The sequence below is a fragment of the Rhodoplanes elegans genome (assembly GCF_016653355.1).
Taxonomy (GTDB): domain Bacteria; phylum Pseudomonadota; class Alphaproteobacteria; order Rhizobiales; family Xanthobacteraceae; genus Rhodoplanes; species Rhodoplanes elegans.
The window spans coordinates 1-26,258 of the sequence record NZ_NHSK01000048.1 but is presented as its reverse complement, the minus strand read 5'-3'; the positions used below and the strand labels follow the sequence as shown (position 1 = coordinate 26,258).

Genomic DNA, 26,258 nt, shown 5'->3' with positions numbered 1-26,258 from the left:
CAGGAGACCGTCATGTCGAACGCTCCGCTCGCCGGCAGGAAGATCGCCGTCCTGGTCGAGTCGCAGTTCATCCCCGGCGAGATCCGCCTCTATCGCGAGCGCTTCGCCGCCCACGGCGCGACCGTCGAGCTCGTCTCGCGCCTGTGGGGCCAGGCGAGCGCACGCTTCTACTCGACGGTCGAGCCCGGCGTGGTCGAGCAGCCCGAATGGATCGACGTCGACAAGGACGTCGACGAGGTGGCGCCCGAGGACTACGCCGCCGTGATCGTCTCGGCGAACTACACCAGCGTGCGGCTGCGCTGGAGCGAGCGCGACGACGTGACCGGTGCCAACGCGGCCGAGGTGGCGCGCGGCGTGCCGGCGGCGCGGTTCTTCCGCCGCGCCATGCAGAACAAGGCGATCGTCAAGGGCGCGGCGTGCCATGGGCTGTGGCTGCTCACGCCGGCGCCGGATCTGCTCGCCGGCCGCAAGGTGATCTGCAACAAGGTGGTGCTGGCCGACGTGATCAATGCCGGCGGCCTCTACACGCCCTGCGCGCCCGGCACCCCGGAGAAGAATCAGGTGGTGGTCGACGGCGATCTCGTCACCAACAGCTCCTGGCACGCGACCGAGACTTTCGTCGACGCGATCAAGGACGCGATCCTGGCCGGTCCCGCGGCGCCCCCGACGGCGCCACTTCCGCCCTTGCCGGAGCCGCGCGGAAAACGCCATGTGCTGGTGATGCTCTCGGAGTGGGGCTACTGGGGCGAGGAGCTGATCGGGCCGCTGGAGGAGTTCGATCGCGCAGGATACACGGTCGATTTCTGCACGCCGACCGGCAAGCGGCCGAACGCGATTCCCGTCAGCATGGATCCGGACTTCTTCGATCCGCCGCTGCAGCGTCCGGTGACCTCGCCCGAGATGGCCGCCAAGGTGCGGCGCTTCGACGATCCCTCGACCCCGGAAGGCGCACGCCTGCAACACCCGATCTCGCTCGCCGCCTGGTTCCCGGAGCGGCCCTACTACTCGGCGCCCGCTTTCGTGCGGCTGCTCGAGGCCTACAACCGCGCTCTGGAAGCGGCGCGCGACAGCATCGCGCGCTACGACGCGGTGCTGCTGGTCGGCGGCTCCGGGCCGGTCGTCGACATGGTCAACAACCAGCGCGTCCACGACGTGATTCTGGCCTTTCTCGCCGCCGGCAAGCCGATCGCGGCGGAATGCTACGGCGTCGCCTGCCTGGCCTTCGCACGCGACATGAACATCAGGAAGAGCATCATCTGGGGCAAGCACGTCACCGGCCACTGCCTCGAATACGACTACAAGGACGGCACCGCCTTCGTGAAGGCGCGCAACACCTTCCTCGACTTCAACATGGGGCCGCCGCCCTATCCGCTGGAGTTCATCCTGCGCGACGCGACCGGCCCGGACGGCGGCTTCCACGGCAATTTCGGTCATCCGACCAGCGTGCTGGTCGACTGGCCCTTCGTCACCGGCCGCTCGACGCCGGACAGCGCGCTGACCGGCCGCAAGCTGATCGAGGTTTTGGACGGCGATCCGCCGCTGCGCCGGTGGGGGTGGTGAAACGGTCTGTCCTCTCCGCCGTCATGCCCGGCCCCGTGCCGGGCATCCACGGGCGGCCGCAGGCCGCGCTATAAATCTGCAACGGTCGAAGACGTGGATGGCCGGGACGAGCCCGGCCATGACGAGCGAGGACGGAGGCCCCGCGGGCAACCATGATCCACCAGTTCATCTTCGCGAGCCCCAAGCCCGGCATGACCGAGGCGGCGTTCCAGCGCTATTGGGTCGAGGAGCACGCGGTGCGCTACGCGAGCCGCATCGCGCAGATCAGAAAGTACAAGGTCGACACCCGCGTCGCGCGGCCGGGCGACTCGGCCGAGCCGCTGTGGAGCGGCGTCGCGGAGATCTGGCTCGCGAACGAGACCGAGCAGCTCGCCTCCCTGCAGTCGCCGGAGTTCATCGACGGCGCGCGCGCCGACGAGCCGCGCTGGGCGGCATTCTGGCGCACGCTCGCGCTCGACACCACGGCGCATCTGCTGCTGCCCGGACCGGCGGAGGCGCGCGACACCACGCTCGCGTTGCTGCTCGTGCTGACCAAGCGGCGCGAAGGCCTGCCGCTCGGGGATTTCCGCAGTCACATGCTGGGGACCCACGCCGCCCTGGCGGCGGCGCTGCCGGGGCTCCGGCGGTATCAGCAGGGCCATGTGCGCGACGGCGCCTACGCGATCGGCGAGGCCCCGCTCGACTGCGTCGAGCAGCTCTGGTTCGACGATCGCGACGCGGCGCTCGCGGCCGAGACCTCGATCGAGGGCGCGATGCTGGCCAGTGATTGGCGCCGCTGCGCCGAGCCGCGCTTTCTGCATCGCCTGGTGGTGCGCGAGCACTGGATCATCGGGCCGGAGCCGCGGAGCTGACGGCACGGTCTTAACCTCTCCCCGCGCGCGGGGAGAGGGCCGAAGGGCGCCATGTCACTGGAGGCCATCATGCCGATCGCTGTCCATTTCGAGTATCGTACCGGGCTTCGCCACATCGTGCTGCGTGACGTCAGGCTGGCGGGGAGCTGGGACGACCAAGGTCGCCCCTCGGCGCAGTGGTCGAGCGTTCCGATGGAGCCGTTCGTCGCCGACGACGGCTGCCCGGCGTTTCGCGCCACCGTCCGACTCGACGACGCCGCACAGGGCGCGACGTTGCGCTGGAGCGTCACGACGGCGACCGACGCCGGCACCGTCTCGGCGATGCCGACCGAGCAGAGCGTCGGGTCGTCCTCCGATCAGCATCGCGAGTTCGTGCTGCGCGGAGCCGACCAGGTCGAGCGCTACCACCTCACCCATTGCCGGCGGCTCGGCGCCAATCCGGTGTTCGGCGACGACGGCGAACGGGTGCGCTTCGCGGTCTGGGCGCCGAACGCCCGTACTGTCGAGCTGGTGCGCGCGACGCTCTCGGGGCCGAACAACGAGAAGGGCGGCTACATCTTCGACGACGGCCGCGACGTCGACACGGCCACGGCCATGCATCGCGACGACGACGGCGTGTGGACGACGGTCGCGGCCGAGCTGCCGGGCGGCGGCGCCTGGAGCGATTACGACCACACGCTCTACATGTACCGCATCACCCGCGACGACGGCACGATCGCCTATCGCACCGATCTGTTCTCCCGCTGCCAGATCGGCAGCGGCAATGTCGACCCCGCCCGCGGGCCGAGCTGGTGCGGGTGCCGCAAGAGCCTCGACGGCACCAAGAGCTGCTCGGTCGTCGTCGATCCGGCCCGCATCACCAAGGCGTTCGAGTCCTGCGTGTTCCCCGAGACCGAATGGACGCCGGAGGAGGCGTTCTGGCGCGACGAGTACGATCCCGCCAATCCGGTGCCGCGCCGGCTCGAGGATCTGATCATCTACGAGCTGCATGTCGACGGGCTCGCCGCCGGCCGCGGCCCGCGCGGCACGCTCAAGGACGCGATGGCGTTCCTGCCCTATCTGCGCCGGCTCGGCGTCAACGCGGTCGAGCTGATGCCGCTCGCCGAATACGAAGGCTGGGCGAGCTGGGGCTACGGCTCGTCGCACTACCTCGCGATCGAGTACGCGGGCGGCGGACGTGATCAGTTCAAGTGGTTCGTGCGCGAATGCCACCGCCACGGCATCGCGGTGATCATGGACGTCGTCTACAACCACTACATCGCCGACGCCGAGCGGGCCGAGTGGGCCTACGACTCGACCGCGCCGGAGCGCAACATCTGGTACTGGTACGAGGGCCGGCCGCAGGATTATTCGTTCCCCGAGGGCGGCTACATCGACAACGACTCGACCGGCTGGGCGCCGCGCTTCTGGGAGGAGAACGTCCGCAAGCTGTTCATCTCCTCGGCCGCCATGCTGGTCGACGAGTTCCACGTCGATGGCTTCCGGGTCGACCAGACGACCTCGCTGCACGCCTATGCGAAGCTGCACGCCGACGGACGCCCAGCCAACGGCGCGCGCATCTTCGGCCAGAAGTTCCTGCGGGAGTGGACCCGCACCATGCGCCTGGTGCGGCCGGACGTGATCCTGATCGCCGAGGACCACTCCGGCTGGCCGGCCGTGACCCAGCCGACGGCCGCGGGTGGGCTCGGCTTCGACGCCGCCTGGTACGCCGAGTTCTACCATCAGCTGGTCGGCGACGCGACCAACGATTCCGCTCGTGCCCGGCTGCTGAAGTTCGCCGGCTACGGTGACGACCGGCCGCTGAACATGACGTGGTTCGCCGGCACGCTGGCGGCGAGCACGCACGGGCATGTCGTCTATCACGAGTCGCACGACGAGGCCGGCAACTCGAGCTACGAGGAGAACGGCCACAAGGTCTACTCGGCCCGCACCATCGTCACGGCCGTCAACGGTGCGCCGCTGGTCGGCGCGACGCGGGGCTTCGCCGAGGCGCGCACCCGCGTGATCGCGGCGCTGGGTCTGCTCGGCCCGGCGACGCCGATGTTCTTCATGGGCGAGGAGGTCGGCGCCCGCGAGCCCTATCGTTATAACGACTTCATCGGTCACCGCGAAGACTTCGAGGCGCTGGCGGAAGGCGAGGGGGCGCGGCTGCTCGCGTTCTATCGGGCCGTCATCGCGCTGCGCCGGGGCTCCGCCGCGCTACGGTCGCACGCGCTCGACATCCTGCACGTCCACGACGCCAACCGGGTGCTCGCCGTCCGCCGCGCCGACGCCGGGCAGGAGCTCGTCGTCGTCGCCAGCCTGAACAACCACGCCTTCGCGGACGGCTACCGCATCCAGCATCCCCTGCTCGCCGACGGATCATGGCGCGAAGTGCTGAACAGCGACGCGGCCGCGTTCGGCGGCGGCGGGCTGGAGAACATCGGCCCGGTCGCGAGCGGCCACGGGGCCCTGACGGTGCGGCTCGCCGCGAACACCGTCGCGGTCCTCCAGCGCGTCTAGCCGGCGTATGTCTCGCAGACGACGTCACGGGCTGCGAAACACGGACGGAGGCGCGCCGGCGCCTCGCGAGCGGCGTTTCGCCACATCGGGGCGTTTCCTGATCTGTCGGTCGAGGGGCGGTATGTGCGGCGCCGCGCTCGCCGCGATACCGCTCGGGCATCGATCTGGTTTGCCTAAATAATAGTCTGAATGCGCTGCCGTTGTGGGCAATTTCCCGGAATCGGAAAGATGACTGATCGGGATCAAGGATCTTTTGCGCGCCGTCGCCTACTACCGCGCCAGTCCACGTCCCCCGCGTGTGTCCCGCCCAGCCTTCCGCCCGGCCGAGGTCGCACTGCATGCCCGCCGTTCCGTCCTCCGAGTCCGCCGTCCTTGATCGTCGACTTGTCCTGACCGGTCGCTGGCGGCGCGGTGCCGCCGACGCGCCGTCGTCTCGATCCGCGATACCGGACGCGCGCGTCGCGATTCTCGTCCAGGTGGCGCCCGCCCGCCGTGACGCCGTCGGCGACGCGGTGCGTGCGCTCGAAGGCGTTCGCGTCTCCGAGCCGACGCGCGGCCGCCTGATCGCGGAGGTCCCGGCCGACGCCGTCGCCGCGACCCTGCAGGCACTGACCGAGATGCCGGGCGTGCTGACCGCCAGCGTGCTGTCCCCCGACATGCCCATTGCGCGCGCGGACGCCGCCGCTTCTCCAGAGGTCACGTCATGACGAAGAGCGACACGGGTGTCTGCGGCACCAATGTCTGTGGCGTGCTGGTCCACGCCCTGCCAGCGCGCGCGGACGAGATCGCGCGGGCGCTGGAAGCCATTCCCGGCAGCGAGCTGCACGCCGTGCTCGACGGCGGCCGGCTGATCGTCACGCTCGAGGACACGGACACCGCGACTGCGCTGTCGGGCCTCGAGACCATTCACCGCACGCCCGGCGTGGTCGCCGCGGCGCTCGTCTATCACGGATTCGATCCGGACCGCGGCCCTGCGGCTCCGCACGTCATGGAGGCTTGAACATGTCCGAGCAGACGCGACGCGACACCATGAAGCTGGCCGCCGTGGCGGCCGCCGCGGCCGCCGCCGGCGTGACGGTCCCCGAGACGGCGGACGCGCAGGTCGCCCGCGGCGACGGCATCCGCTGGGACAAGGGCGTGTGCCGCTTCTGCGGCACCGGCTGCGGCGTGCTGGTCGGCGTCAAGGGCGGCAAGGTCGTGGCGACGCAGGGCGATCCCGACGCGCCCGTCAATCGCGGCCTCAACTGCATCAAGGGCTACTTCCTGTCGAAGATCATGTACGGCGAGGACCGGCTGACCCGGCCGCTGCTGCGCATGCGCAACGGCAAGTTCGACAAGACCGGTGACTTCACGCCGATCACGTGGGACCAGGCCTTCACGATCATGGCCGAGAAGTGGAAGGCGGCGCTGAAGAAGAGCGGCCCCTCCGCGGTCGGCATGTTCGGCTCGGGCCAGTGGACGATCTGGGAGGGTTACGCCGCGGCGAAGCTCTACAAGGCCGGCTTCCGCTCCAACAATCTCGATCCCAACGCGCGCCACTGCATGGCGTCGGCGGTCGCCGGTTTCATGCGCACCTTCGGCATCGACGAGCCGATGGGCTGCTACGACGACCTCGAGCACGCCGACGGCTTCGTGCTGTGGGGCGCCAACATGGCCGAGATGCATCCGATCCTGTGGTCGCGCCTCACCGACCGGCGCCTCACCCACGACGGCTGCGAGGTGCACGTGCTCTCGACCTTCGAGCACCGGAGCTTCGAGCTCGCCGACAACGGCATGATCTTCGTGCCGCAGAGCGACCTCGCGATCCTCAACTTCATCGCCAACTGGATCATCCAGAACGGCGCCGTGAACCAGGACTTCGTCGGCAAGCACGTCGCCTTCGCCCACACCGTGGAGGACATCGGCTACGGGCTGCGCCCGACCGATCCGCGCGAGGTGGCAGCCAAGAACGCCTCGCACAAGGCCGGAAAGGACGGCGCCATCGATCCGGCCGGCATGCGCGACATCACGTTCGACCAGTACAAGGAGCAGGTGGCGAAATACACGCTCGAGTACACGGCGAAGCTCTCCGGCGTCGAGCCCGACAAGCTCCTCAAGCTCGCCAGGCTCTATGCCGATCCGAAGAAGAAGGTCGTCTCCTACTGGACCATGGGCTTCAACCAGCACGCCCGCGGCACCTGGGTGAACAACCTCGTCTACAACATCCATCTGCTCACGGGTAAGATCTCCGAGCCCGGCAACGGCCCGTTTTCGCTCACCGGCCAGCCCTCGGCCTGCGGCACGGCCCGCGAGGTCGGCACCTTCGCGCATCGGCTGCCGGCCGACATGGTCGTCACGAGCCCGGCGCATCGCGCCGTCGCCGAGAAGATCTGGCAGCTCCCCGAAGGCACCATCCCGGGCAACATCGGCTATCACGCCGTGGTGCAGCACCGGATGCTCAAGGACGGCAAGCTCAACGCCTACTGGGTCCAGTGCACCAACAACATGCAGACCGCGCCGAACATGAACGGCGAGGGCCTGCCGGGCTACCGCAACCCCGACAACTTCGTCGTCGTCTCCGATCCGTACCCGACCGTCACGGCGCTCGCCGCCGATCTGATTCTTCCGACTGCGATGTGGATGGAGAAGGAGGGCGCCTACGGCAATGCCGAGCGGCGCGGCCAGTTCTGGCGCCAGCAGGTGAAGGCGCCGGGCGAGGCGCGCTCCGACCTCTGGCAGACCATCGAGTTCTCGAAATACTTCAAGGTCGAGGAGGTGTGGCCCGAGGAACTGATCGCCAAGAAGCCGGAGCTGCGCGGCAAGACGCTCTTCGACGTGCTCTACGCGAACGGCGCCGTGAACAAGTTCCCGCTCGCCGAGACCCAGCAGGGCTTCGACAACGACGAGTCCCAGGCGTTCGGCTTCTACGTCCAGAAGGGGCTGTTCGAGGAGTACGCCGCCTTCGGCCGCGGCAAGGCGCACGATCTCGCGCCGTTCGACATCTATCACAAGGCGCGCGGCCTGCGCTGGCCCGTGGTCGACGGCAAGGAGACGCTGTGGCGCTTCCGCGAGGGCTACGATCCCTACGTCAAGGCCGGCGAGGGCGTGAAGTTCTACGGCAAGCCGGACGGCCGGGCGCGGATCATCTTCTGTCCCTACGAGCCGGCCGCCGAGAGCCCGGACAAGGATTACGACATGTGGCTGTGCACGGGCCGCGTGCTGGAGCACTGGCACTCCGGCTCGATGACGCGCCGCGTGCCGGAGCTGCACCGCTCCTATCCGACCGCGCAGCTGTTCATGCATCCGGACGACGCGCAGAGCCGGGGCTTGAGGCGCGGCCAGTCCGTCAAGGTGATCACGCGCCGCGGCGAGGTGATCACGCGGGTGGAGACCCGCGGCCGCAACAAGATGCCGCCGGGCCTCGTCTTCATCCCGTTCTTCGACGAGGGCCAGCTGGTCAACAAGCTCACCCTCGACGCGACCTGCCCGATCTCGAAGGAGACCGACTTCAAGAAGGCGGCCTGCAAGGTGGTGCCGATCTGACCGGCGCGATTCGAAACGTTCAACAACGCCGTCATGGCCGGCCCCGACCCGGCCATCCATCGAACCAGGAGGACGCTTGCTTTTCGAAGGATGGATCCGCGGGTCGAGCCCGCGGATGACCGGTGATCGAAGGCGAGTGTGAGCCGAGATGGCGCGCGACAGCGAACCGAAAGCCCCGACCCGCCGCCGCTTCGTGCAGGCCTCCCTGCGCACGGCGGTAGGGGCGGGCGCGTGCGGGCTCGGGCTCGCGCTCTTCGCCGCGCAGTCGCGCTCGCTGCCGGCCGACGCGCTGCGGCCGCCCGGCGCGCTGCCGGAGGACAGGTTCCTGTCCGCCTGCGTGCGCTGCGGGCTGTGCGTGCGCGCCTGCCCGTACGACACACTGAAGCTCGCCGATCTCGCCGCCGGGCCGGCCGGCGGAACGCCGTTCTTCCGGGCGCGAAAAATTCCGTGCGAGATGTGCGAGGACATCCCGTGCGTGAAGGCGTGCCCGACCGGCGCGCTCGACAAGGGCCTCGTCGACATCACGGCGGCCCGCATGGGCGTCGCCGTGATCGCGTCGCGCGACACCTGCCTCAATCTGCAGGGGCTGCGCTGCGACGTCTGCTATCGGGTGTGCCCCGTGATCGACAAGGCGATCACGCTGGAGCAGACGCACAACCGCCGCACCGGCAAGCACGCCGTGTTCGAGCCGGTCGTCCACGCCGACGCCTGCACGGGCTGCGGCAAGTGCGAGAAGTCCTGCGTGCTCACCGAGGCGGCCATCAAGGTGCTGCCGATCAAGCTCGCCGCCGGCCGCCAGGACGAGCACTACCGCCGCGGCTGGGAGGAGAAGAAGAAGGCCGGTCGCGAGCTGGTGCCCGGCCTCATCGATCTGCCGGACCGTCTGCCGGAGCCGAAGCCATGAGTGCCAGCACTCCGGCCGCCACTCCGACTCGATCGGCGTCGCACGGCACGCCCCGCGCCGCGGCGCGCGTTCCCGGCCGCGAGGCGCGCCGGCTGCACGGCGTCTGGACCGCGAACCGTTATCTGATCCTGCGCCGGCTGACCCAGCTCGGCGTGCTGGCGTTGTTCCTGACCGGCCCGCTCGCGGGCGTGTGGATCGCCAAGGGCACGCTCGCCGCGAGTCTCACCTTCGACGTGCTGCCGCTCACCGATCCGTTCGTGGTCCTTCAGTCGCTGGTCGCCCGCCACTGGCCGGAGACGACGGCGCTCACCGGCGTCGCCATCGTGATCGGCTTCTATCTGATCTTCGGCGGCCGCACCTTCTGCTCCTTCGTCTGCCCGGTGAACCCGGTCACGGATTTGGCCGCCTGGCTGCGCCGCCGGCTCGGCGTCGAGAAGGGTTTCTCCATGCGGCGCGAGACGCGCTGGCTGGTCGCCGTCGCGGTGCTCGCCGCCGCTGCTGCGACCGGCACGATCGCGTTCGAGCTGATCAATCCGGTGACGCTGATCTATCGCGCCGTCCTGTTCGGCACGCTGGCGGGTCTCTCGATCGTCGTCGCGATCTTGGTGTTCGATCTCGTCGTCGCCCGCGACGGCTGGTGTGGCCATGTCTGCCCGGTCGGCACCGCCTACGGGCTGATCGGGAAGGCGACGCTGCTGCGCGTCTCGGCGCGCGGGCGGACGCGCTGCGACGACTGCCTCGACTGCTTCGCGGTCTGCCCCGAGAACCACGTGATCGCGCCGGCGCTGCGCGGCCGCGACGGCGCGACCCCGGTGATCCTCTCGGGCGACTGCACGGCGTGCGGGCGCTGCGTCGACGTCTGCCCGGAGCGCGTCTTCACGTTCACCCACCGTTTCGACAGGCGCGTGGACGCGGCCCTGCCGCCGTCGCCGCCGGTCGCCGGGCCCGACTCCCCGGCGACACTTGAGAAGGTCTGATCCGATGGCACACCGATGGAGGGCAACCATGGCCGAACCGCGAACCGGAGCCGGGCGCGTCGCCCTGGCGGCGACACGCGTCGCGACGCTCGTCGCCCTTCTCGCCGCGACCGCGGGGCTGGGGCTCGCGCAGGAGCGCACCTCGCTCAAGAGCCTGCGCGGCGACGTCGGCCTCGAGGAGACCGGCGCGGCGCCGCCGGTGGTCAAGCAGGACACGCCGTCCGACGGCATGTTCGGCCGCGCCTACCGCCAGCAGCCGCCGCTGATCCCGCACCGGATCGAGACCTATCAGGTCACCAAGGACTTCAACCAGTGCATGACCTGTCACGACTGGCCGGCCAACATCAAGGCGGGCGCCCCGAAGGTCTCCGAGACGCACTACAACGACCGCGAGGGCAACCGCCTCGACAAGATCTCGGGCACCCGGTTCTTCTGCACCCAGTGCCACGTGCCGCAGCTCGACGCCAAGCCGCTCGTCTCCAGCACCTTCCAGAACGCCACCGAAGTGAAGTGACGGCGCGCCGCCGCCGGCGCGCGCCATCGCGCGCCCGTGGCGCGGCAGGACGAGGATTCGACCGATGACCGACCAACCCGCGCAACCGGCTCCCGCGGCGCCCGATGCCGCCTCCGGAACGCCTGCGAAAGCCCCGGGCCGGCTGCGCCGCCTGTGGCGCTGGTTCTGGAGCCCGTCCGGCACGCTCTCGCTCGGCGCCCTGCTGGTCGTCGGCTTCCTCGGCGGCATCGCTTTCTGGGGAGCGTTCCACACCGCCATCGAGGCGACCAACACCGAGGCGTTCTGCATCTCCTGTCACGAGATGGAGGCGAACGTCTTCCGCGAGTATCGGCAGACCGTGCACTACACCAACCGCACCGGCGTGCGCGCCGTGTGCACCGACTGCCACGTACCGAAGGACTGGACCCACAAGATGATTCGCAAGGTCCAGGCCTCCAACGACCTGCTGCAGCACATCCTCGGCACCATCGACACGCCGGAGAAGTTCAACGCCCGCCGCCTGCACCTCGCCACCAATGTGTGGCGCGCCATGAAGACCACGGACAGCCGCGAGTGCCGCAACTGCCACGACTTCATCCACATGGACTGGTCCGTGCAGGAGAAGCGCTCGGCCGAGAACCACCAGCAGGCGGTGAAGAACGCCAACACCTGCATCGACTGCCATCGCGGCATCGCCCACCGGCTACCGCCCGGCGCCCAGGAGGCGGCCGACAAGCTGTGGCGCGAGCTGTCCAACGGCGCCAACGGCAAGGGCGCGCCGGCCGCGGCGGCGCCGTCCGGCGGCAGCGTCGCGGCGCGCTGAGCGGCCGCGGCACTCTCGCGGCACTCTCGCGAGGACGCCCTCTCCGGCACCGGAGAGGGCAGGCGGCCTCCGACTTGATCAGGAGGCCGAAGCCGTCACATCCCGAACGCCACCCGCCGGTCGTTCGAGCGCTTGAGGTTGCGGTAGCGCGCCATCGCCCACAGCGGGAAGAACTTCCGGTAGCCGTGGTAACGCAGATAGAACACGCGCGGAAAACCCGTCGCCGTGTAGCGCTCCTCGTCCCACAGGCCTTCCTGGTTCTGGGTGCGGGCGAGATACGCGACGCCGCGCTCGACGGCCGGATGATCGACCTCGCCGGCGGCCATCAGGGCGAGCAGCGCCCAAGCGGTCTGTGACGCGGTGCTGGGCGCCGGCTCGTACCCCTTGTAGTCGAGCTTGTAGCTGGTGCCGTCCTCGCCCCAGCCGCCGTCGACGTTCTGGATGCGGATCAGCCAGTCGGCCGCCTTGCTGACCGCCGGGTCGTCGCGGCCGAGACCGGCGGCGTTGAGACCGCACAGCACCGACCAGGTGCCGTAGATGTAGTTGAGGCCCCAGCGGCCGTACCAGCTCCCGTCGGGAAGCTGCGTCTCGCGCAGATAGGCGACGCCGCGCGCCATCGCCGGGCTCGTCTCCGGCGTCTCGCCGAGCTGCGCCAGCATCGAGACGCAACGCGCCGCGACGTCCTCGGTCGGCGGGTCGAGCAGGGCGCCGTGGTCGGAGAACGGGATGTTGTTGAGGTACGTGTAGGTGTTGTCGGCGTCGAAGGCGGCCCAGCCACCGTTCTTGCTCTGCAGGCCGAGCACCCATTCGCGGCCGCGATCGATCGGCACGTCGTAGCGGCCGTCGCCGGCGGCGCCGCGCGCCCGGTCCATCGCCAGCACCACGACGGCGGTGTCGTCGAGGTCCGGATAATGGGCGTTGGCGTACTGGAAGGCCCAGCCGCCCGGCCGCACGCCCGGCCGCGCATGCGCCCAATCGCCTTCGAGGTCGAGCACCTGCAAGGGCTTCAGCCAGTCCAGCCCCTTGCGGGCCTTCTCGACCGCCTCCTCGCCGCCGGCCTCCAGGAGCGCGTGGCAGGTCAGCGCCGTGTCCCACACGGGCGAGACGCAGGGCTGGCAATAGGCCTCCTCGTCGCCGACGACGAGCAGCTTCTCGATCGAGCGGCGGGCGACGGCGCGCTCCGGATAGTCGGGCGGGAAGCCGAGCACGTCGAACATCATCACCGAGTTGGCCATCGGCGGATAGATGGCGCCGAGCCCGTCCTCGCCGTTGAGCCGCTCGCGCACGAAGGCGAGCGCCGCCTCGATGGCGCGCCGGCGCGGGCCGCGCGGCATCAGCGGATCGATCGCGCGCAGCACGCCGTCGATGCCGCGGAACAGCAGGAACCACCACCAGCTCTGGTGCGGCGCCTTGCTGGGCGGGCCGACCGTCGCGGGCGGCTCCAGGAACAATTCGTCGATGGTCACGCCGCGCGGGTTGCGGGCCTTCGGCTTGAGGGTCTGCAGCACGAGGAGCGGCACGATGGTGGTGCGCGCCCAGTACGAGACCTTCCAGATGGTGAACGGCGCCCAGCGCGGCAGGAAGATCACCTCCGGCGGCATCACCGGCACGGCGTTCCACGGGACGACGCCGTAGAGCGCGAGCTGGATGCGGGTGAAGACGTTGACCTTCGATCCGCCGCCGTGCGCCAGGATCGCCTCGCGGGCGCGCCGCATGTGCGGCGCCTCGGGGTCGTCGCCGATCATCTTGAGCGCGAAATAGGCCTTCACGCTCGCCGAGATGTCGAAGTCGCCGTCCTGGAACAGCGGCCAGCCGCCGTGCTCGCCTTGGATGCGGCGCAGATAGACGCCGATCTTGCGCTCGACCTCGAGGTCGGGCGTCTCGCCGAGATGATGGACGAGCAGCACGTACTCGGACGGGATGGTCGCGTCCGCCTCCAGCTCGAACACCCAGTGGCCGTCCGGCTGCTGATAGGACAGGAGTGCGTCCGTCGCCTTCCGGATGTGGGTCTCGAGCGCCGCCATCAGGGTCGACCCGGCGACCGGGGTGGCGTCGGCCAAGGTGGTCACGTCTCGCATCGGACTGCTCTCGTTCTCGATCGTGTTCTTGTTCGGGGTCGTGCTCGGGTCGGCGCGGCGTCAGATCAGCGCGGCGGCCGTGTTGCCGGATCGGATCGCGCCCTCGATGGTCGCGGGCAGGCCGGTGTCGGTCCAGTCGCCTGCCAGAACCAGGTTCGTCCACGCGGTCCGCGGGCCGGGCCGCAGCGCGTTCTGCTCCGGCGTCGCCGCGAAGGTGGCGCGCCGCTCGCGTACGATCTGCCAGGCCGGCAGGGCCTCGTCCGTGATGCCGATCACGCAGCGGACCTCGTCCCAGATCGTCTGCGCCAGCGTTTCACGCGGCTCCTTCATGAAGCGATCGGCGTTCGAGGTGGTCACCGAGACGCGGTCCGGGAACACGAAGATCCACTCCGCCGTGCCGCCGATCACGCCGACCAGCGGGGGTGATCCGGCCGGCGCGACGGTGCGGAAATGCGTGTTGAGGATCGAGCGGAACTCGGTCGGCGCAGTGAGCCCGGGCACCAGCGCGGTCGCGGTCCAGGCCGGCACGGCGAGGATCACGGCGTCGTCCGGTCCGAGCGCAACCGTCTCGTCGCCGAAGTCGAGCGCCATGACGCGATCGCCTTCGGTGACGAGGGCGCGCAGCTCGTGGGTCATCAGCACCGGGACGTCGCGGGCGCGCAGATGGTCGAGCGCCGGCTCGACGAACACGGTTCCGAGCCCGCCAGTGGCGACCAGCGGCCGACAGAAGGCGCCGCCCTTCGCCAGCGTCTCGCGCACGATGTTGCGCGCGAGCGCCGCCGAGGCGACGGGCGGTGCGGTGTTCAGCGCCGCGACCATCAGGGGCTCGATCAGCCTCTCGTAGAGCGCGCCCTTGCACGGGATGACTTCGCCGAGCGGCCGTTCGCCGGTGAACAGCACCTTGCCGAGCGCGATGTAATCACGCCAGCCGGTGCCGGGCACCCGCTTCTGATCGTCGAAGATCCACCACGGGATGTGGCCGTCGTCGATCTTAAGCCGCCACCCGGTCCGGGTGCGCAGATCGAAGAAGTCGAACGCTGCTTCGGCCGGCCCGTCCAGCCGGTCGGTCGTGCCGAGCGTCGCGGCATAGTCGAGCGCGGCCTGGTTGGCGGACAGCAGCAGGTGGTTGCCGTTGTCGATGTAGAGGCCGGTCGCCGGGTCGTGATAGGAGCGGCAGCGGCCGCCCGGCTGCTTCGAGCCCTCGTGCACCGTGACGCGGCGGCCGGTGCCGGCCAGGCGCACCGCCGCGGCGAGGCCGGCGAGACCGGCCCCGATGATGTGGACGGCACCCGGCATCAGACGAACCCGTACTGCAGCACGATCAGCAGCAGCGACAGCTTGTTGACCTTCACGGGCTCGCGCGGCGGATCGAAGCCGCGGGCCGAGAGGTCGTCGAGGATCGCGCGATAGACCTTGCCCATGATGCGCGGGGCGCGGACCATCCAGCGCGGCGAGCGGTCCATGATCTCGTCGGCCGCCTCGAAGTGCTTTCGGGCGCGCTCGATCAGCGCCTGGCCGATCTGGCCGACACCCGGATGCGCCGCGACGGCGCGCGGCTCGGTCGTCGTGATGCCGGCCTCGTCCAGCAGCTCGCGCGGCAGGTAGAGGCGGCCGTTCTCGGCGTCCTCGTCGATGTCGCGCAGGATGTTGACGATCTGCAGGGCGCGGCCGAGATGGTGCGCGAGCTGCTCGCCGTCCGGCTCGCCCATGCCGAAGGCCCTGACCGACAGGCGGCCGACGGCGCTCGCGACGCGGTCGCAATAGAGGTCGAAGGTGGCGAGGTCGGGCGCCCTTATGTCGGCCGCCGCGTCCATCTCCATGCCTTCGATGATGGCGACGAAATCCTCCTTGCGCAGGTCGAACTCGGCGATCGCCTGAGCGAGGCCTCGATGCTGCGGCGGGACCCGGCCGGCATAGACGTCGTCGAGCTCGCGCCGCCAGCGCTCCAGCGCGGCGATGCGGTCGGCCCGCGGCGCCTCGGAGTCGGCGATGTCGTCGACGTAGCGGCAGAACGAGTAGATCTCGAACATGGCGTCGCGGCGGGCCCGCGGCAGCATGCGCATGGCGAAGTAGAACGAGCTGCCGGCGGCGCGGCGCGACGCGACGGGCTCGGTCTCCTCGGGATGAACGGCGAGCTGGGTCATGGCTGGCGTCGCGGGTTCGCGGGATCGGCCGCGGGGGCCGCAGGAGCGGCCGGCGCGGCGGGCGGGCGCCGGAAGCGCCCCAAGATGCCGTTGACGAGACCGAGGACGCCGAGCGCGGCGACCTGCGGCTTGGCGAGATGGACGCGCTCGCACAGCGGGTCGCGCACCTTCAGCATCGCGGTCAGCCGCTCGGCGAGCGTCTGGATCACGGCGACCTCGAGCGCGAGGCGGCGATCGCGGATCAGCGACGAGAACACCCGGCTTTCGGCGAGGAGGCCGTCGGTCTTCGCCGCGAGATCGGCGATGCAGGCCTTGAGGGCCGGCGTCGCCTGCGCTCCGCCCAGATCCTCCACGGCCGCGCCATGGGCCGCGAAGGTGTCGAGCGGGATGTAGACGCGGTCGAGCGCCCGGAAGTCCTTGGCGCAGTCCTGCAGGTGATTGATGATCTGCAGCGCGGCGCACAGCCGGTCGTTGGCGTCCCAGGTGGTGCCGCGCTCGCCGTGCACGTCGAGCACGAAGCGGCCGACCGGCATCGCCGAGTAGCTGCAGTAGTCGATCAGGTCGTCGAAATCGGCGTAGCGCCGCTTGGTGACGTCGAGCCGGAACGCGGTGAGGAGGTCGCGCGCGTGGCGCGGCGACAGTGCCCGGTCGGCGAGCGCGATCTTGAGCGCGACGCCCTCCGGCTCGCTCGCGCCGCGGCCGAGCAGGCTGCCCTCCAGCCGGTCCAGATAGGCGAGCTTGTCGGCCTCGGGCAGGGTCGGGTGGTCGGCGATGTCGTCGGCGACGCGGACGAACTCGTAGAAGGCGAGGATCGCCGGCCGGTGGCGTGGATGCACGATCCAGGACGCGACCGGAAAATTCTCGTCGTGCGATCCCTTGCCGGACCGCAGATCGGCGGCCGTCGCGGTCACGATCGGATCTCGCAGGTCGGCGCTGCGCCGGACCGGCGACGCGCGAAGACATGTGCGGGGGCGAAAATCGGGATCATGACGCGACCGGCAGGCCCTTGTTGATGAATCGATGCCCGCGCGTGGACCAGCGACTGGCCGAAGAGCGGGCCGCATCACCCGGGCCGGAACATCTGGGGCAGCGCGCGCGAGCGACAGCGCAATGTTCGAGTGCTGCAAGGCGTCCGAAGTTCAAAGCATGCAGGGCTTTGGGAGTCAACGCGGGAGCGGGCCGGAACGATTGTTCCGGCTACGTTTTCGGCGCCGGAGGGGCATCCGGGACACGCCCGGGCGCGGCTTTCGCGGGGCTCGGCGCGAACCGGACCGGGCGATCGCGACACCCTTCCCGGTGGTCCACCCCGGCGCCCGGCCGGGCGCCGGCCCGGGTGGCCGCCCGGTGGCCAAGCCGGTTGCCCTCGCCGGCCGCGATGATTAAGCCAGGAGCCGAGGTCCCGTCGTCGGACGGCAGGAGCCGGCGCCATGCGGGCGCGGGCGGCCGGGGGCCCGACCGACGGGCATCCGGGGAGAGCCGAGTTGTTGGGCAACACCAAGCATGCCGACGTCGCCAGTGCCGACGCCGGATTTCCCGCACGGCTGGACGCCGTCGCGGCCGAGACCGAGACCCTGCTGGAGCGCCTGCTCGGCGCCACGCCGGAGGCCGGCGAGAAAGCCCGCCCGGACCGGCTGCTCGCCGCCATGCGCTACGCGAGCCTCGCCGGCGGCAAGCGGTTCCGCCCCTTCCTGGCGGTCGAATCGGCGGCCCTGTTCGGCGGCGACCGCGCCCGCGCCTTGATGGTCGGCGCCGCGGTCGAGCTCGTCCACTGCTACTCGCTGGTGCACGACGACCTTCCCGCCATGGACAACGACGACCTGCGCCGCGGCCGCCCGACCACCCACAAGGCGTTCGACGACGCCACTGCCATCCTGGCGGGTGATGCGCTGCAGACGCTCGCCTTCGATGTGCTGGGCCGGCCGGAGACCCATCCGGACGCCGCGGTGCGCATCGACCTCGTCCTGGCGCTCGCCCGCGCGTCGGGCATCGGCGGCATGGTCGGCGGCCAGATGCTCGACCTGGCGGCCGAGGGGCGCTTCAACGGCAACGTGCCCCAGCCGCTCGACCGCGCCGCCACCGAGACGATGGAATCGATGAAGACCGGGGCGCTCCTGCGCTTCTCCTGCGTCGGCGGAGCGATCGTCGCCGGCGCCGACAAGGACGCCCAGGCGGCGCTCGACCGCTACGGGGTCGCCATCGGCAAGGCCTTCCAGGTCGCCGACGACCTCCTCGACGCGACCGGCGACGCCGCCACGGTCGGCAAGGCGACCGGCAAGGACGCCGGCCTCCACAAGGCGACCCTGGTGCGGATCATGGGCATCGACGGCGCCCGCAAGGCGCTCGCGGACCTCGTCGCCGAGGCGGAGGCCGCCGTCGCCCCGTTCGGGCCGGCGGCGGACATTCTCCGCGCCGCCGCCCGCTTCGTCGCCGAACGGAGCCACTGAGGTCTTTTTCCCGCTTCGGCCTCGTGTCCCGGACGCGGCGCGACGCGCCGCGAGCCGGGACCCAGGAGCCATGCGGAAGGTTCTTCACCGTGCCGCCCCTGGGCCCCGGCTCTGCGGCACATCGGGCCTGCGGCCCGATGTACCTTGTCCGGGGCACGAGGCTCCCAGTTCTCGACATCGAGCGGGCATCGACCTGTTCGGTCGCAGTCGCAAGGTCGCGACGCGGCCCCGTGCGCCCGTCATCCTTCCCCGCCATTCGGTGAGCGTATGGCGGACCTGCCCGGCGTCGGCGCGGGGGATGACGCGAGCTGCCGCCGGTGGTGTTTCGAACAACCGAACCTGCGTTCCCATAAGCGAAAATCGCTCCCCCGCGACCTCCGGGCCGGCGTCTCGGCGGCGGGCGTGCCGCGGCCCCCGGTCGCCGCGCGCCCCCCTCGGTTTGAGCGAGGTCAATGTGCGCCGGACACGAAACGTTCATGTGAGGGTCGACAAGAAACTCTCGAGGAAGCGCTCGGTCGTCCTGGTGCCTCGCCGGGTGGGGTGCTTTCCATCAATCCTCGCAGGCGACGTGCCATGTCGAGCCTCCTGGACTCCCGCGGCTTCGAGATCGTCGCCCGGCAAGATTTCTCCGACGTCACCTATCTGCTCGAGGTGCGCCATCCCTTGATGGCGAAAGCCGCGCGCGCCGGGCAGTTCGTGATAGTCATGCTCAACGATCACGGCGAGCGGATCCCGCTCACCATCGCCGACTTCGACCGCGAGCGCGGCACCATCACGCTGGTGATCCAGGCGGTCGGCAAGACCACGCGCGAGATGCAGCAGGTCTGCCGGGTCGGCACCTTCCTGCACGCGCTCGCCGGCCCGATGGGCGAGCCCAGCCACATCGGCGGCCAGCACCGCGTCGTCTGCGTCGGCGGCGGGCTCGGCGTCGCGCCGATCTTCCCGCAGGCGCGCGCCTACAAGGAGGCCGGCGCCCACGTGACGGCCGTGGTCGGCTTCCGCACCAAGGATCTGGTCTTCTGGGAGGACAAGTTCCGCGCCTGCTGCGACGAGGTGATCGTCTGCACGGACGACGGCTCGGTCGGCATCAAGGGCAACGTCACCGAGGGCCTGCGCCAGGCGATCGCCGCGCATCCCGACGTCGACGAGGTCGTCGCCATCGGCCCGCCCATCATGATGAAGGCCTGCGCCGAGACCACGCGGCCGCACAAGATCAAGACGGTCGTCAGCCTCAACCCGATCATGGTCGACGGCACCGGCATGTGCGGCGGCTGCCGGGTGAAGATCGGCGACGGCATCAAGTTCGCCTGCGTCGACGGGCCGGACTTCGACGCACATCAGGTCGATTTCGACGATCTCATGGTTCGCCTCAAACGCTTCGCCGCCACCGAGAAGGCGGCGCTGGCGAAATTCGAGGAGAGCTGCCGCATGGGCCGCTAGAGCATGAATCCGAGACGTGGATACGGGTTCTCGGAGGAAGTCGTGCTCGAGCCGACGGCTGCGTGACGGACGGGATGTGACGAACGCCTGCAAAGGTGCGGGAGACGATGGCGAAGCGAAAGACGATCCGGACGATTCCGCGCGAGCGCGCGGAGGTCGGCGAGCAGGACCCGCAGGTGCGGGTGCAGAACTTCTACGAGGTGACGCTGCGCTTCACGCCCGAACAGGCCGAGCTCGAGGCGAGCCGCTGCATCGAATGCCCGCGGCCGGCCTGCACGCCGGGCTGCCCGGTCGGCGTCGACATCAAGGGCTTCATCTCCAAGATCGCCGCCAACGACCTGCGCGGCGCCTACGACGTGATCACGCAGACCAACCTGCTGCCCGCCGTGTGCGGCCGCGTCTGCCCGCAGGAGAACCAGTGCGAAGGCGCCTGCGTGGTCGGCAACCAGCTCGCCCCGGTCGCCATCGGCCGGCTGGAGCGCTTCGTCGGCGACACCGCGATCGCGCAGGGCTGGAGCAACGTCCCCTATATCGAGCCGAACGGCTTCAAGGTCGGCATCGTCGGCTCCGGACCGGCCGGCATGGCCTGCGCGGCCGACATGGCGAAGGCCGGCTGCGACGTCACGGTGTTCGAGGCGTTCCACGTGCCGGGCGGCGTGCTGCGCTACGGCATCCCGGACTTCCGCCTGCCCAACAGCGTCGTCGACGCCGAGATCCGCAATCTCGAGAAGCTCGGCGTCAAGTTCGTCTGCAACACGCTGGTCGGCCGCCTGTTCACGATCGAGCAGATGATCGAGGAGATGGGCTTCCACGCCGTCTTCATCGGCACCGGCGCCGGCTATCCGAGCTTCATGGGCATCCCGGGCGACTCGCTCAACGGCGTGCTTTCGGCCAACGAGCTGCTCACCCGCTGCAACATGATGCAGGCGAAGGACGAGGGCTTCGACACGCCGCTGCCGATCGGCGCCAAGGTCGCCGTGATCGGCGCCGGCAACACCGCGATGGACGCCATGCGGGTGTGCAAGCGGCTCGGCGCCGAGGAGGTGCACTGCATCTATCGCCGCAGCCGCAACGAGGCGCCGGCCCGCATCGAGGAGGTGCACCACGCCGAGCAGGAGGGCATCGCCTTCCACTGGCTCACTGCGCCGGTCGCGATCCTCGACGACGGCAAGGGCGGCGTGCGCGGCATGCGCTGCATCAAGATGGAGCTCGGCGAGCCCGACGCCTCCGGCCGCCGCAAGCCCGTCACCGTGAAGGGCAGCGAGTACGAGTTCGCCTGCGACCTCGTGGTGGTGGCGATCGGCACCAACGCCAATCCGATCATCGGTCAGACCTCGAAGATCGCGCTCGACAAGCGCGGCTACATCGCGACCGACGCCGATCTCGCGACCTCGCTGGCCGGCGTCTACGCGGGCGGCGACATCGTCACCGGCGCCGCCACCGTCATCAAGGCGATGGGCGCCGGCCGCACCGCCGCGCGCAGCATGAAGAGATATCTCGGCCTGCGCGACACCGAGACGGTCTACGCCGATCCGACGCCCCCCGATGCCGCGCTGTTCGGCTTCGATCCGGCCGAGCACAATTTCGTTCGCGTGAAAGCCGTATGACGCGCCGACCGCCCGGTCGGCGCCCGCGACCCCAGAAGACCGACACACCGGCACACCGACAGACTGCCATCAAGAACGAAAAAGAGACTGTCATGAGCGAGACGCTGACCTCCGTGCGCGAGGACGTGCCGGCCGACGAGCCGTCGCCGCCGCGCCCCGTCGCCGCCGAACCGACGGTCACCACGCTCGACGAATGCGTCGTCGAGATCATCAGCGACTCGGGCGAAGGCGCGCAGCGCTGCGGCCAGTCGCTCGGCGCGATCGCGGCCCGCATGGGCAACGGCGTGTGGACGGTCGAGATCATCCCGGCCGAGATCCAGCCGCCGGCCCGCAGCATCGCGGGCGCCAGCGGCAACCGCATCCGGCTCGGATCGGGGCGCATCGCCAACGGCGGCGACGGCGTCGACGTCGTCGTCGCCTTCAACGAGCAGGTGCTGCTCGGCCGCGTGCGGGCCGGCGAGCTGAAGCCCGGCTGCACGATCTTTCTCGAGAGCATGTGGCGGACGCACTCCGATCCACGAATCGCCGCCGCCTATCGCGAGACCTACGAGGAGCTGGTCGACCGCGGCTACCTGATCGTCGAGATCCCGTTCGAGGCGTTGTGCAAGCCGGTGGTGCCCGATGCGCGCCGCGGCAAGAACATGTTCGTGCTCGGGCTCCTGTGCAGCCTGTTCAGCTTCGACCTCAAGCTCGCCCGCGAGCAGGTGCGGCTCACCTTCCGCAAGAAGTCCGACACGGTGATCCGGGCGAACCTGACGCTGCTGGAAGCCGGCGCCGCCTGGGCCGAGGACAATCTCGACGTCAAGTATCGCATCCCGGCTCAGCGCGCGACGGTGCCGCAGATCGTCGTCAACGGCAACACGGCGCTGGCCCTCGGCGTGCTCGCCTCGGGCATGGAAATCTGCGCCATGTACCCGATCACGCCGGCGACCTCGGCCTCGCATTATCTCAGCGAGGTGTTCGAGCGGGTCGGCGGCATCGTCCACCAGGCCGAGGACGAGATCGCCGCCTGCACGTTCGCGATCGGCGCCTCCTACGCCGGCAAGTGCGCCGTCACCATCACGTCCGGTCCCGGCTACTCGCTCAAGCAGGAGGCGATCGGCCTCGCCGTGATGGCCGAGATCCCGCTCGTCGTCATCAACGTCCAGCGCGGCGGCCCCTCGACGGGCCAGCCGACCAAGGGCGAGCAGGGCGATCTCCTCACCGCCATCTACGGCAGCCACGGCGACGCCCCGAAGGTCGTGATGGCGGCCTCGACCATCGAGGACTGCTTCTACTCGGTGATCACGGCCCGCAAGATCGCCGAAGCCTTCAACATGGTCGTGGTGGTGCTCTCCGACTCCAACCTCGCGACCTCGCAGCAGCCGTTCCCGCGGCCGAAGTTCGACGAGGCGTGGCTCGCCGCGCCGATCGACCAGAGCCCGGTGCCGTTCGGCACCAAGCCGTACGACTGGAACCCCGACACCGGCCTGTTCCGGCGCGTCATCCCGGGCCAGCCGAACGGCATGTACACGGTCACGGGTCTCGCCCACGACCGTGACAGCCGCGTCGCCTACGATCCGGTGATCAACCAGGAATCGATCCGCGCCCGCAGCCTCAAGCTCGCCGCCCTGCAGAAGACTCTGAAGCCTCCGCCGGTGTTCGGCGATCGCACCGGCGATCTCCTGATCGTCGGCTGGGGTTCTACCCGCGGTGCCATCGAGGAGGCCGTCACGCGGGCCCGCGCCGAGGGCCTGAAGGTCTCCTCGACCAACCTGCATTTCCTCCAGCCGCTGCAGCCCGGCGTAAAGGAGATCATGCAGGGCTTCAAGAACGTCCTGTGCGTCGAGGCCAACTGGTGCGACCGGCCCGAGGACAAGCTGATCGACGAGAACAACCGCCGCTTCTCGGCGCTCGCCATGATGCTGCGCAGCCGGTTCCTCGTCGACATCGACTGCTGGGGCGAGGTGATGGGCCAGCCGATCAAGCCCGGCACCATCCACGAGCTCATCCGCGCGCGGCTCGCCTGACGGGAGAACGATCATGTCGATGCCGAAGCACGATTGCCTGGTCCGGCTGGTCGAGGACGATCATCCGCTCGAGGACTACCAGAGCGGCGTTCCGCGCTGGTGCTCGGGCTGCGGCGACAACGCCGTGCTGGCCGCCGTCCAGCGGCTCTGCCGCGACGAGAACCTGCGCCCCGAGAAGCTCGCCTTCGTGTCGGGCATCGGCTGCGCCAGCCGCTTTCCGCACTACATGCGGACCTACGGGTTCCACGGCATCCACGGCCGCGCGCTGCCGATCGCCGAGGGCGTCAAGATGGCGCGGCCCGACCTGCACGTCTTCGTCAACACGGGCGACGGCGATTGCTGCTCGATCGGCGCGGCGCACTGGTTGCACGCGATCCGCTACAACATGAACATGACCGTGGTGCTGCACGACAACCACGTCTACGGCCTCACCAAGAAGCAGGTCTCGCCGACCTCGCCCAAGGGCCTGAAGAGCAACACCACGCCGCACGGCGCCTATCTCGACGCGATGAACCCGCTGACCGTGACGCTCGGCGTCACCAACGTGTCGTTCGTCGCCCAGGCCGTCGACTGGATCCCGGAGGCCGTCTACGCCGTGATCCGCGCGGCGTTCCATCACAAGGGCTTCTCGTTCGTGCGCATCGTCCAGCGCTGCCCCGAGTTCCTGCCCAACATGTGGGACGCTTGGCTGCGCGACCCGGAGAAGACGCTGCTGCTCGAGCACGACGACGGGATCTCCTTCTCGCCGGGCCTGCAGCGCATCTACAAGAACCGGCAGGCGCACGATCCGTCCGACATCCACAGGGCGCGCGAGATCGCCTCCTGCATCGATCCGGTGCCGGTCGGGATCCTGTTCCGCGACGAGAACGTGCCCTGCTACGAGGACGTGCGCGAGGCCGGCACGCCGCGCTCGCTCGACATGGTCAAGACCGGCCTCGAGGCCGAGCTCGACAAGTTCACGGTGTGGCCCGACGACGAGCCCGCGGTTCGGATCGCCTGATCACTTCGGAGGCCCGCGACGCGCGGGGACGAGACCCATGGACGCCGACGTCAGGACCCAGCTCGCCTTTCACGTGCTCGGACGCAGCACCGTCGGCGCCAAGCCCGCCGACAGCGTCGGGCGGCTGCGGCCGGCGCTGCTCGCCGCCTATGCGGACCTGACGCGCCTGCGCCACGACTACCCGCTGGTGCTGGTGCGCGACGCCGCGCCGGCCGACGTCGTGCGCACGCTCACCGGTCTCGTTGACTCAGCCCTCAAGGAGGTCGCGCCGCGCGGCCCGCAGGGCGAGAAGATGCGCCGCCAGGCGCTGCGCATCGAGCGCGAGATTCGCGCCCGCTCCGCCGCCGGCGGGCTGTTGTCCGTCGAATGGGACGAGGTGGTGGCCGGCCTCGCCGCGACCGCCCCGAGCTTCGCCGAGACCGGCGCGGCGGTGCGCGCCGCGATTCCGGTCGACGGCGAGCTGCTCGCCTGCACGGCGCAGACGCCGCTCACCATCGTGCGGCATCTGTGGCGGCTGGAGCAGGAACAGAAGCTCGCCGGCCTCGCCGAGCGGGTCGAGGGCATCATCCTCAAGCTGACCGACATCCTGGCCGCCGACCTCGCCCGCTCCGAGGCCGGGCGGGCGCCGGACGCGCTCGCCGCCGCGGTCGGACCCGGCTTCTCGGAGCTGTTCGACTTCTCCACCATGTCGGAGCTGCTCGGCTCGGTCTCGGCCTCCGGCCCGGTCTCCAAGCGCCGCCGCCGCCGCATCGAGCAGGCGCTCGCGGTCCTGGAGGCGCAGCCGCTCCTCAAGGCGCTGCGCACCCGCGACCGCGTCGCCGAGGAGCAGGCGCTCGCCGCGCTCGTGGTCACCGACTGCACGACGGCGCTCGCCGCCTGGGAGGCGCGGCGTCCCGATCTCGTCGCCCTGATCCGGGCGATCGCCATCGCCGAGCTGGAGATCGACGGGCGCTATCGCGAGGAGGAGCACGATCCGTTCTTCGCCGCCTATTCGGAAGCCGCGCTCGGCACCAGCGATCTGGCGCTCGGGCCCGACCTCCTGGTCTGTGTCGAGGACGCCGGCGCGCTGCGCCGCGCCGAGGTGTTGGAGCTGCTCGCCGCCGGCGTGCCGGCCAAGATCGTCGTGCTGAGCGGCGATGTGATCGGCGATCCGGGCGTCCAGCACGGCGCGCCGACCCTCGCCGGCACGCGGCTCGCCACCATGGCGACCGGCCTCGACGACGCCTTCGTGCTGCAGACCACCGTGGCGGCGCTCGGCCGCTGCGGCTCGCGCCTCGCCCGCGGGCTCGCCTATGCGGGGCCGACGCTGATCTCGATCTACACGGGCACGGGACGCGACGGCGCGGACCCCGTGGCGCCCTATCTGCGCGCCGCCGCGGCGACGCAGGCGCGCGTCTTCCCGAGCTTCACCTACGACCCGTCCGCCGGTCCGGGACTCGCCGAGCGCTGGGACGTCGCCGACAATCCGCGGCCCGACGCCGACTGGAGCGTGCATCCGTTCCGCTGCGAGGACGCCAAGCAGCAGCGCATCGTCGGCGAGATCGCCTTCACGGCGGCCGACCTGATCGCCGGCGATCCGCGCCACGCGCATCTGTTCGGGCTGGTCGAGAGCGCGCATTGGAACGACGCCATGGTGCCGGTCGACGTGTGGATTTCCGGGCCGCCGCAGCCGGTCGGCGCGGTGCCCTACGTGCCGGTGGTCGACGACCAGAACCGCCTGTGGCGCGCGGTGGCGAGCGAGCCGGTGATCGCCGCGACGCGCCGCGCCCGCGAGGCGTGGCATCGCCTGCAGGAGCTCGGCGACATCCACAATTCCTGGGCCGAGCGGCGTTCGCAGGCCGAGCGCCTCGCCCGCGAGCAGGCCGAGCGCGAGGCCGCCGAGGCGGCGGGCGAGGAGGCGGCGG

At 70.2% G+C, this 26,258-nt stretch carries 20 protein-coding genes; 16 read left to right on the top strand and 4 right to left on the bottom strand.

The features are described 5' to 3' along the window. Positions 1–12 precede the first annotated feature (12 nt). From CCR97_RS03825 to CCR97_RS03780, 10 genes are all read left to right on the top strand, one after another. A complete protein-coding gene (locus CCR97_RS03825; RefSeq protein WP_111355412.1) occupies positions 13–1,560 on the top strand; it encodes a type 1 glutamine amidotransferase domain-containing protein in 1,548 nt (515 codons plus the stop codon). A 152-nt stretch (positions 1,561–1,712) separates the two neighbouring features. Beyond that, the gene (locus CCR97_RS03820) at positions 1,713–2,411 is read left to right on the top strand and encodes an EthD domain-containing protein (RefSeq protein ID WP_111355413.1); all 699 of its coding nucleotides are present in this window, start codon (positions 1,713–1,715) and stop codon (positions 2,409–2,411) included. 69 nt (positions 2,412–2,480) lie between these two features. Then, positions 2,481–4,913, top strand: a complete 2,433-nt coding sequence (locus CCR97_RS03815) for an alpha-amylase family glycosyl hydrolase (protein WP_170145673.1) — start codon at positions 2,481–2,483, stop codon at positions 4,911–4,913. Between the two features lie 338 nt (positions 4,914–5,251). Next, positions 5,252–5,620 (top strand): hypothetical protein, encoded by a 369-nt coding sequence (locus tag CCR97_RS03810; RefSeq protein WP_146618639.1) that lies wholly within the window; start codon positions 5,252–5,254, stop codon positions 5,618–5,620. Further along, the gene (locus CCR97_RS03805; RefSeq protein WP_111355415.1) at positions 5,617–5,913 is read left to right on the top strand and encodes a chaperone NapD; all 297 of its coding nucleotides are present in this window, start codon (positions 5,617–5,619) and stop codon (positions 5,911–5,913) included. The genes CCR97_RS03810 and CCR97_RS03805 overlap by 4 nt, the downstream gene beginning before the upstream one ends. Positions 5,914–5,915: 2 nt before the next feature. After that, entirely contained in the window at positions 5,916–8,435 is a 2,520-nt protein-coding gene (gene napA / locus CCR97_RS03800; protein WP_170145674.1) for a nitrate reductase catalytic subunit NapA, read from the top strand. A gap of 148 nt (positions 8,436–8,583) precedes the next feature. Beyond that, the gene (gene napG, locus CCR97_RS03795; protein ID WP_111355417.1) at positions 8,584–9,339 is read left to right on the top strand and encodes a ferredoxin-type protein NapG; all 756 of its coding nucleotides are present in this window, start codon (positions 8,584–8,586) and stop codon (positions 9,337–9,339) included. After that, the gene (gene napH, locus CCR97_RS03790; protein ID WP_111355418.1) at positions 9,336–10,316 is read left to right on the top strand and encodes a quinol dehydrogenase ferredoxin subunit NapH; all 981 of its coding nucleotides are present in this window, start codon (positions 9,336–9,338) and stop codon (positions 10,314–10,316) included. Before napG ends, napH begins: the two co-directional genes overlap by 4 nt. Positions 10,317–10,344: 28 nt before the next feature. Continuing rightward, positions 10,345–10,830, top strand: coding sequence for a nitrate reductase cytochrome c-type subunit (locus tag CCR97_RS03785; RefSeq protein WP_111355419.1), 486 nt, complete (start codon positions 10,345–10,347; stop codon positions 10,828–10,830). Positions 10,831–10,894: 64 nt separating this feature from the next. Then, on the top strand, positions 10,895–11,632 hold the full coding sequence (locus tag CCR97_RS03780) for a NapC/NirT family cytochrome c (protein ID WP_111355420.1): 738 nt from the start codon (positions 10,895–10,897) through the stop codon (positions 11,630–11,632). 95 nt (positions 11,633–11,727) lie between these two features. On the opposite strand, the gene shc is transcribed toward CCR97_RS03780, so the two are convergent. The 4 genes from shc to hpnC all read right to left on the bottom strand — a co-directional run bounded on the left by shc (position 11,728) and on the right by hpnC (position 16,765). Continuing rightward, positions 11,728–13,656, bottom strand: coding sequence for a squalene--hopene cyclase (gene shc, locus CCR97_RS03775; RefSeq protein ID WP_201159314.1), 1,929 nt, complete (start codon positions 13,654–13,656; stop codon positions 11,728–11,730). 114 nt (positions 13,657–13,770) lie between these two features. Further along, positions 13,771–15,006: a hydroxysqualene dehydroxylase HpnE gene (gene hpnE / locus CCR97_RS03770; RefSeq protein WP_111355422.1), complete on the bottom strand. Its 1,236-nt coding sequence runs from the start codon at positions 15,004–15,006 to the stop codon at positions 13,771–13,773. Beyond that, the gene (gene hpnD, locus CCR97_RS03765) at positions 15,006–15,854 is read right to left on the bottom strand and encodes a presqualene diphosphate synthase HpnD (RefSeq protein ID WP_111355423.1); all 849 of its coding nucleotides are present in this window, start codon (positions 15,852–15,854) and stop codon (positions 15,006–15,008) included. The genes hpnE and hpnD overlap by 1 nt, the downstream gene beginning before the upstream one ends. Next, on the bottom strand, positions 15,851–16,765 hold the full coding sequence (gene hpnC, locus CCR97_RS03760) for a squalene synthase HpnC (RefSeq protein ID WP_245428695.1): 915 nt from the start codon (positions 16,763–16,765) through the stop codon (positions 15,851–15,853). The genes hpnD and hpnC overlap by 4 nt, the downstream gene beginning before the upstream one ends. A gap of 570 nt (positions 16,766–17,335) precedes the next feature. On the opposite strand from hpnC, the gene CCR97_RS03755 reads away from it, so the two are divergent. The 6 genes from CCR97_RS03755 to CCR97_RS03730 all read left to right on the top strand — a co-directional run. Then, on the top strand, positions 17,336–18,298 hold the full coding sequence (locus tag CCR97_RS03755) for a polyprenyl synthetase family protein (RefSeq protein WP_244670251.1): 963 nt from the start codon (positions 17,336–17,338) through the stop codon (positions 18,296–18,298). Between the two features lie 573 nt (positions 18,299–18,871). Continuing rightward, positions 18,872–19,738, top strand: coding sequence for a sulfide/dihydroorotate dehydrogenase-like FAD/NAD-binding protein (locus CCR97_RS03750; protein WP_111355426.1), 867 nt, complete (start codon positions 18,872–18,874; stop codon positions 19,736–19,738). Between the two features lie 107 nt (positions 19,739–19,845). Next, positions 19,846–21,345: an NADPH-dependent glutamate synthase gene (gene gltA / locus CCR97_RS03745; protein ID WP_111355427.1), complete on the top strand. Its 1,500-nt coding sequence runs from the start codon at positions 19,846–19,848 to the stop codon at positions 21,343–21,345. A gap of 92 nt (positions 21,346–21,437) precedes the next feature. Then, positions 21,438–23,354: a 2-oxoacid:acceptor oxidoreductase subunit alpha gene (locus tag CCR97_RS03740; RefSeq protein ID WP_111355428.1), complete on the top strand. Its 1,917-nt coding sequence runs from the start codon at positions 21,438–21,440 to the stop codon at positions 23,352–23,354. 13 nt (positions 23,355–23,367) lie between these two features. Then, the gene (locus tag CCR97_RS03735; RefSeq protein WP_111355429.1) at positions 23,368–24,354 is read left to right on the top strand and encodes a thiamine pyrophosphate-dependent enzyme; all 987 of its coding nucleotides are present in this window, start codon (positions 23,368–23,370) and stop codon (positions 24,352–24,354) included. 37 nt (positions 24,355–24,391) lie between these two features. Beyond that, the coding region (locus tag CCR97_RS03730) for a hypothetical protein (protein WP_201159312.1) at positions 24,392–26,258 on the top strand (1,867 nt) is incomplete at its 3' end.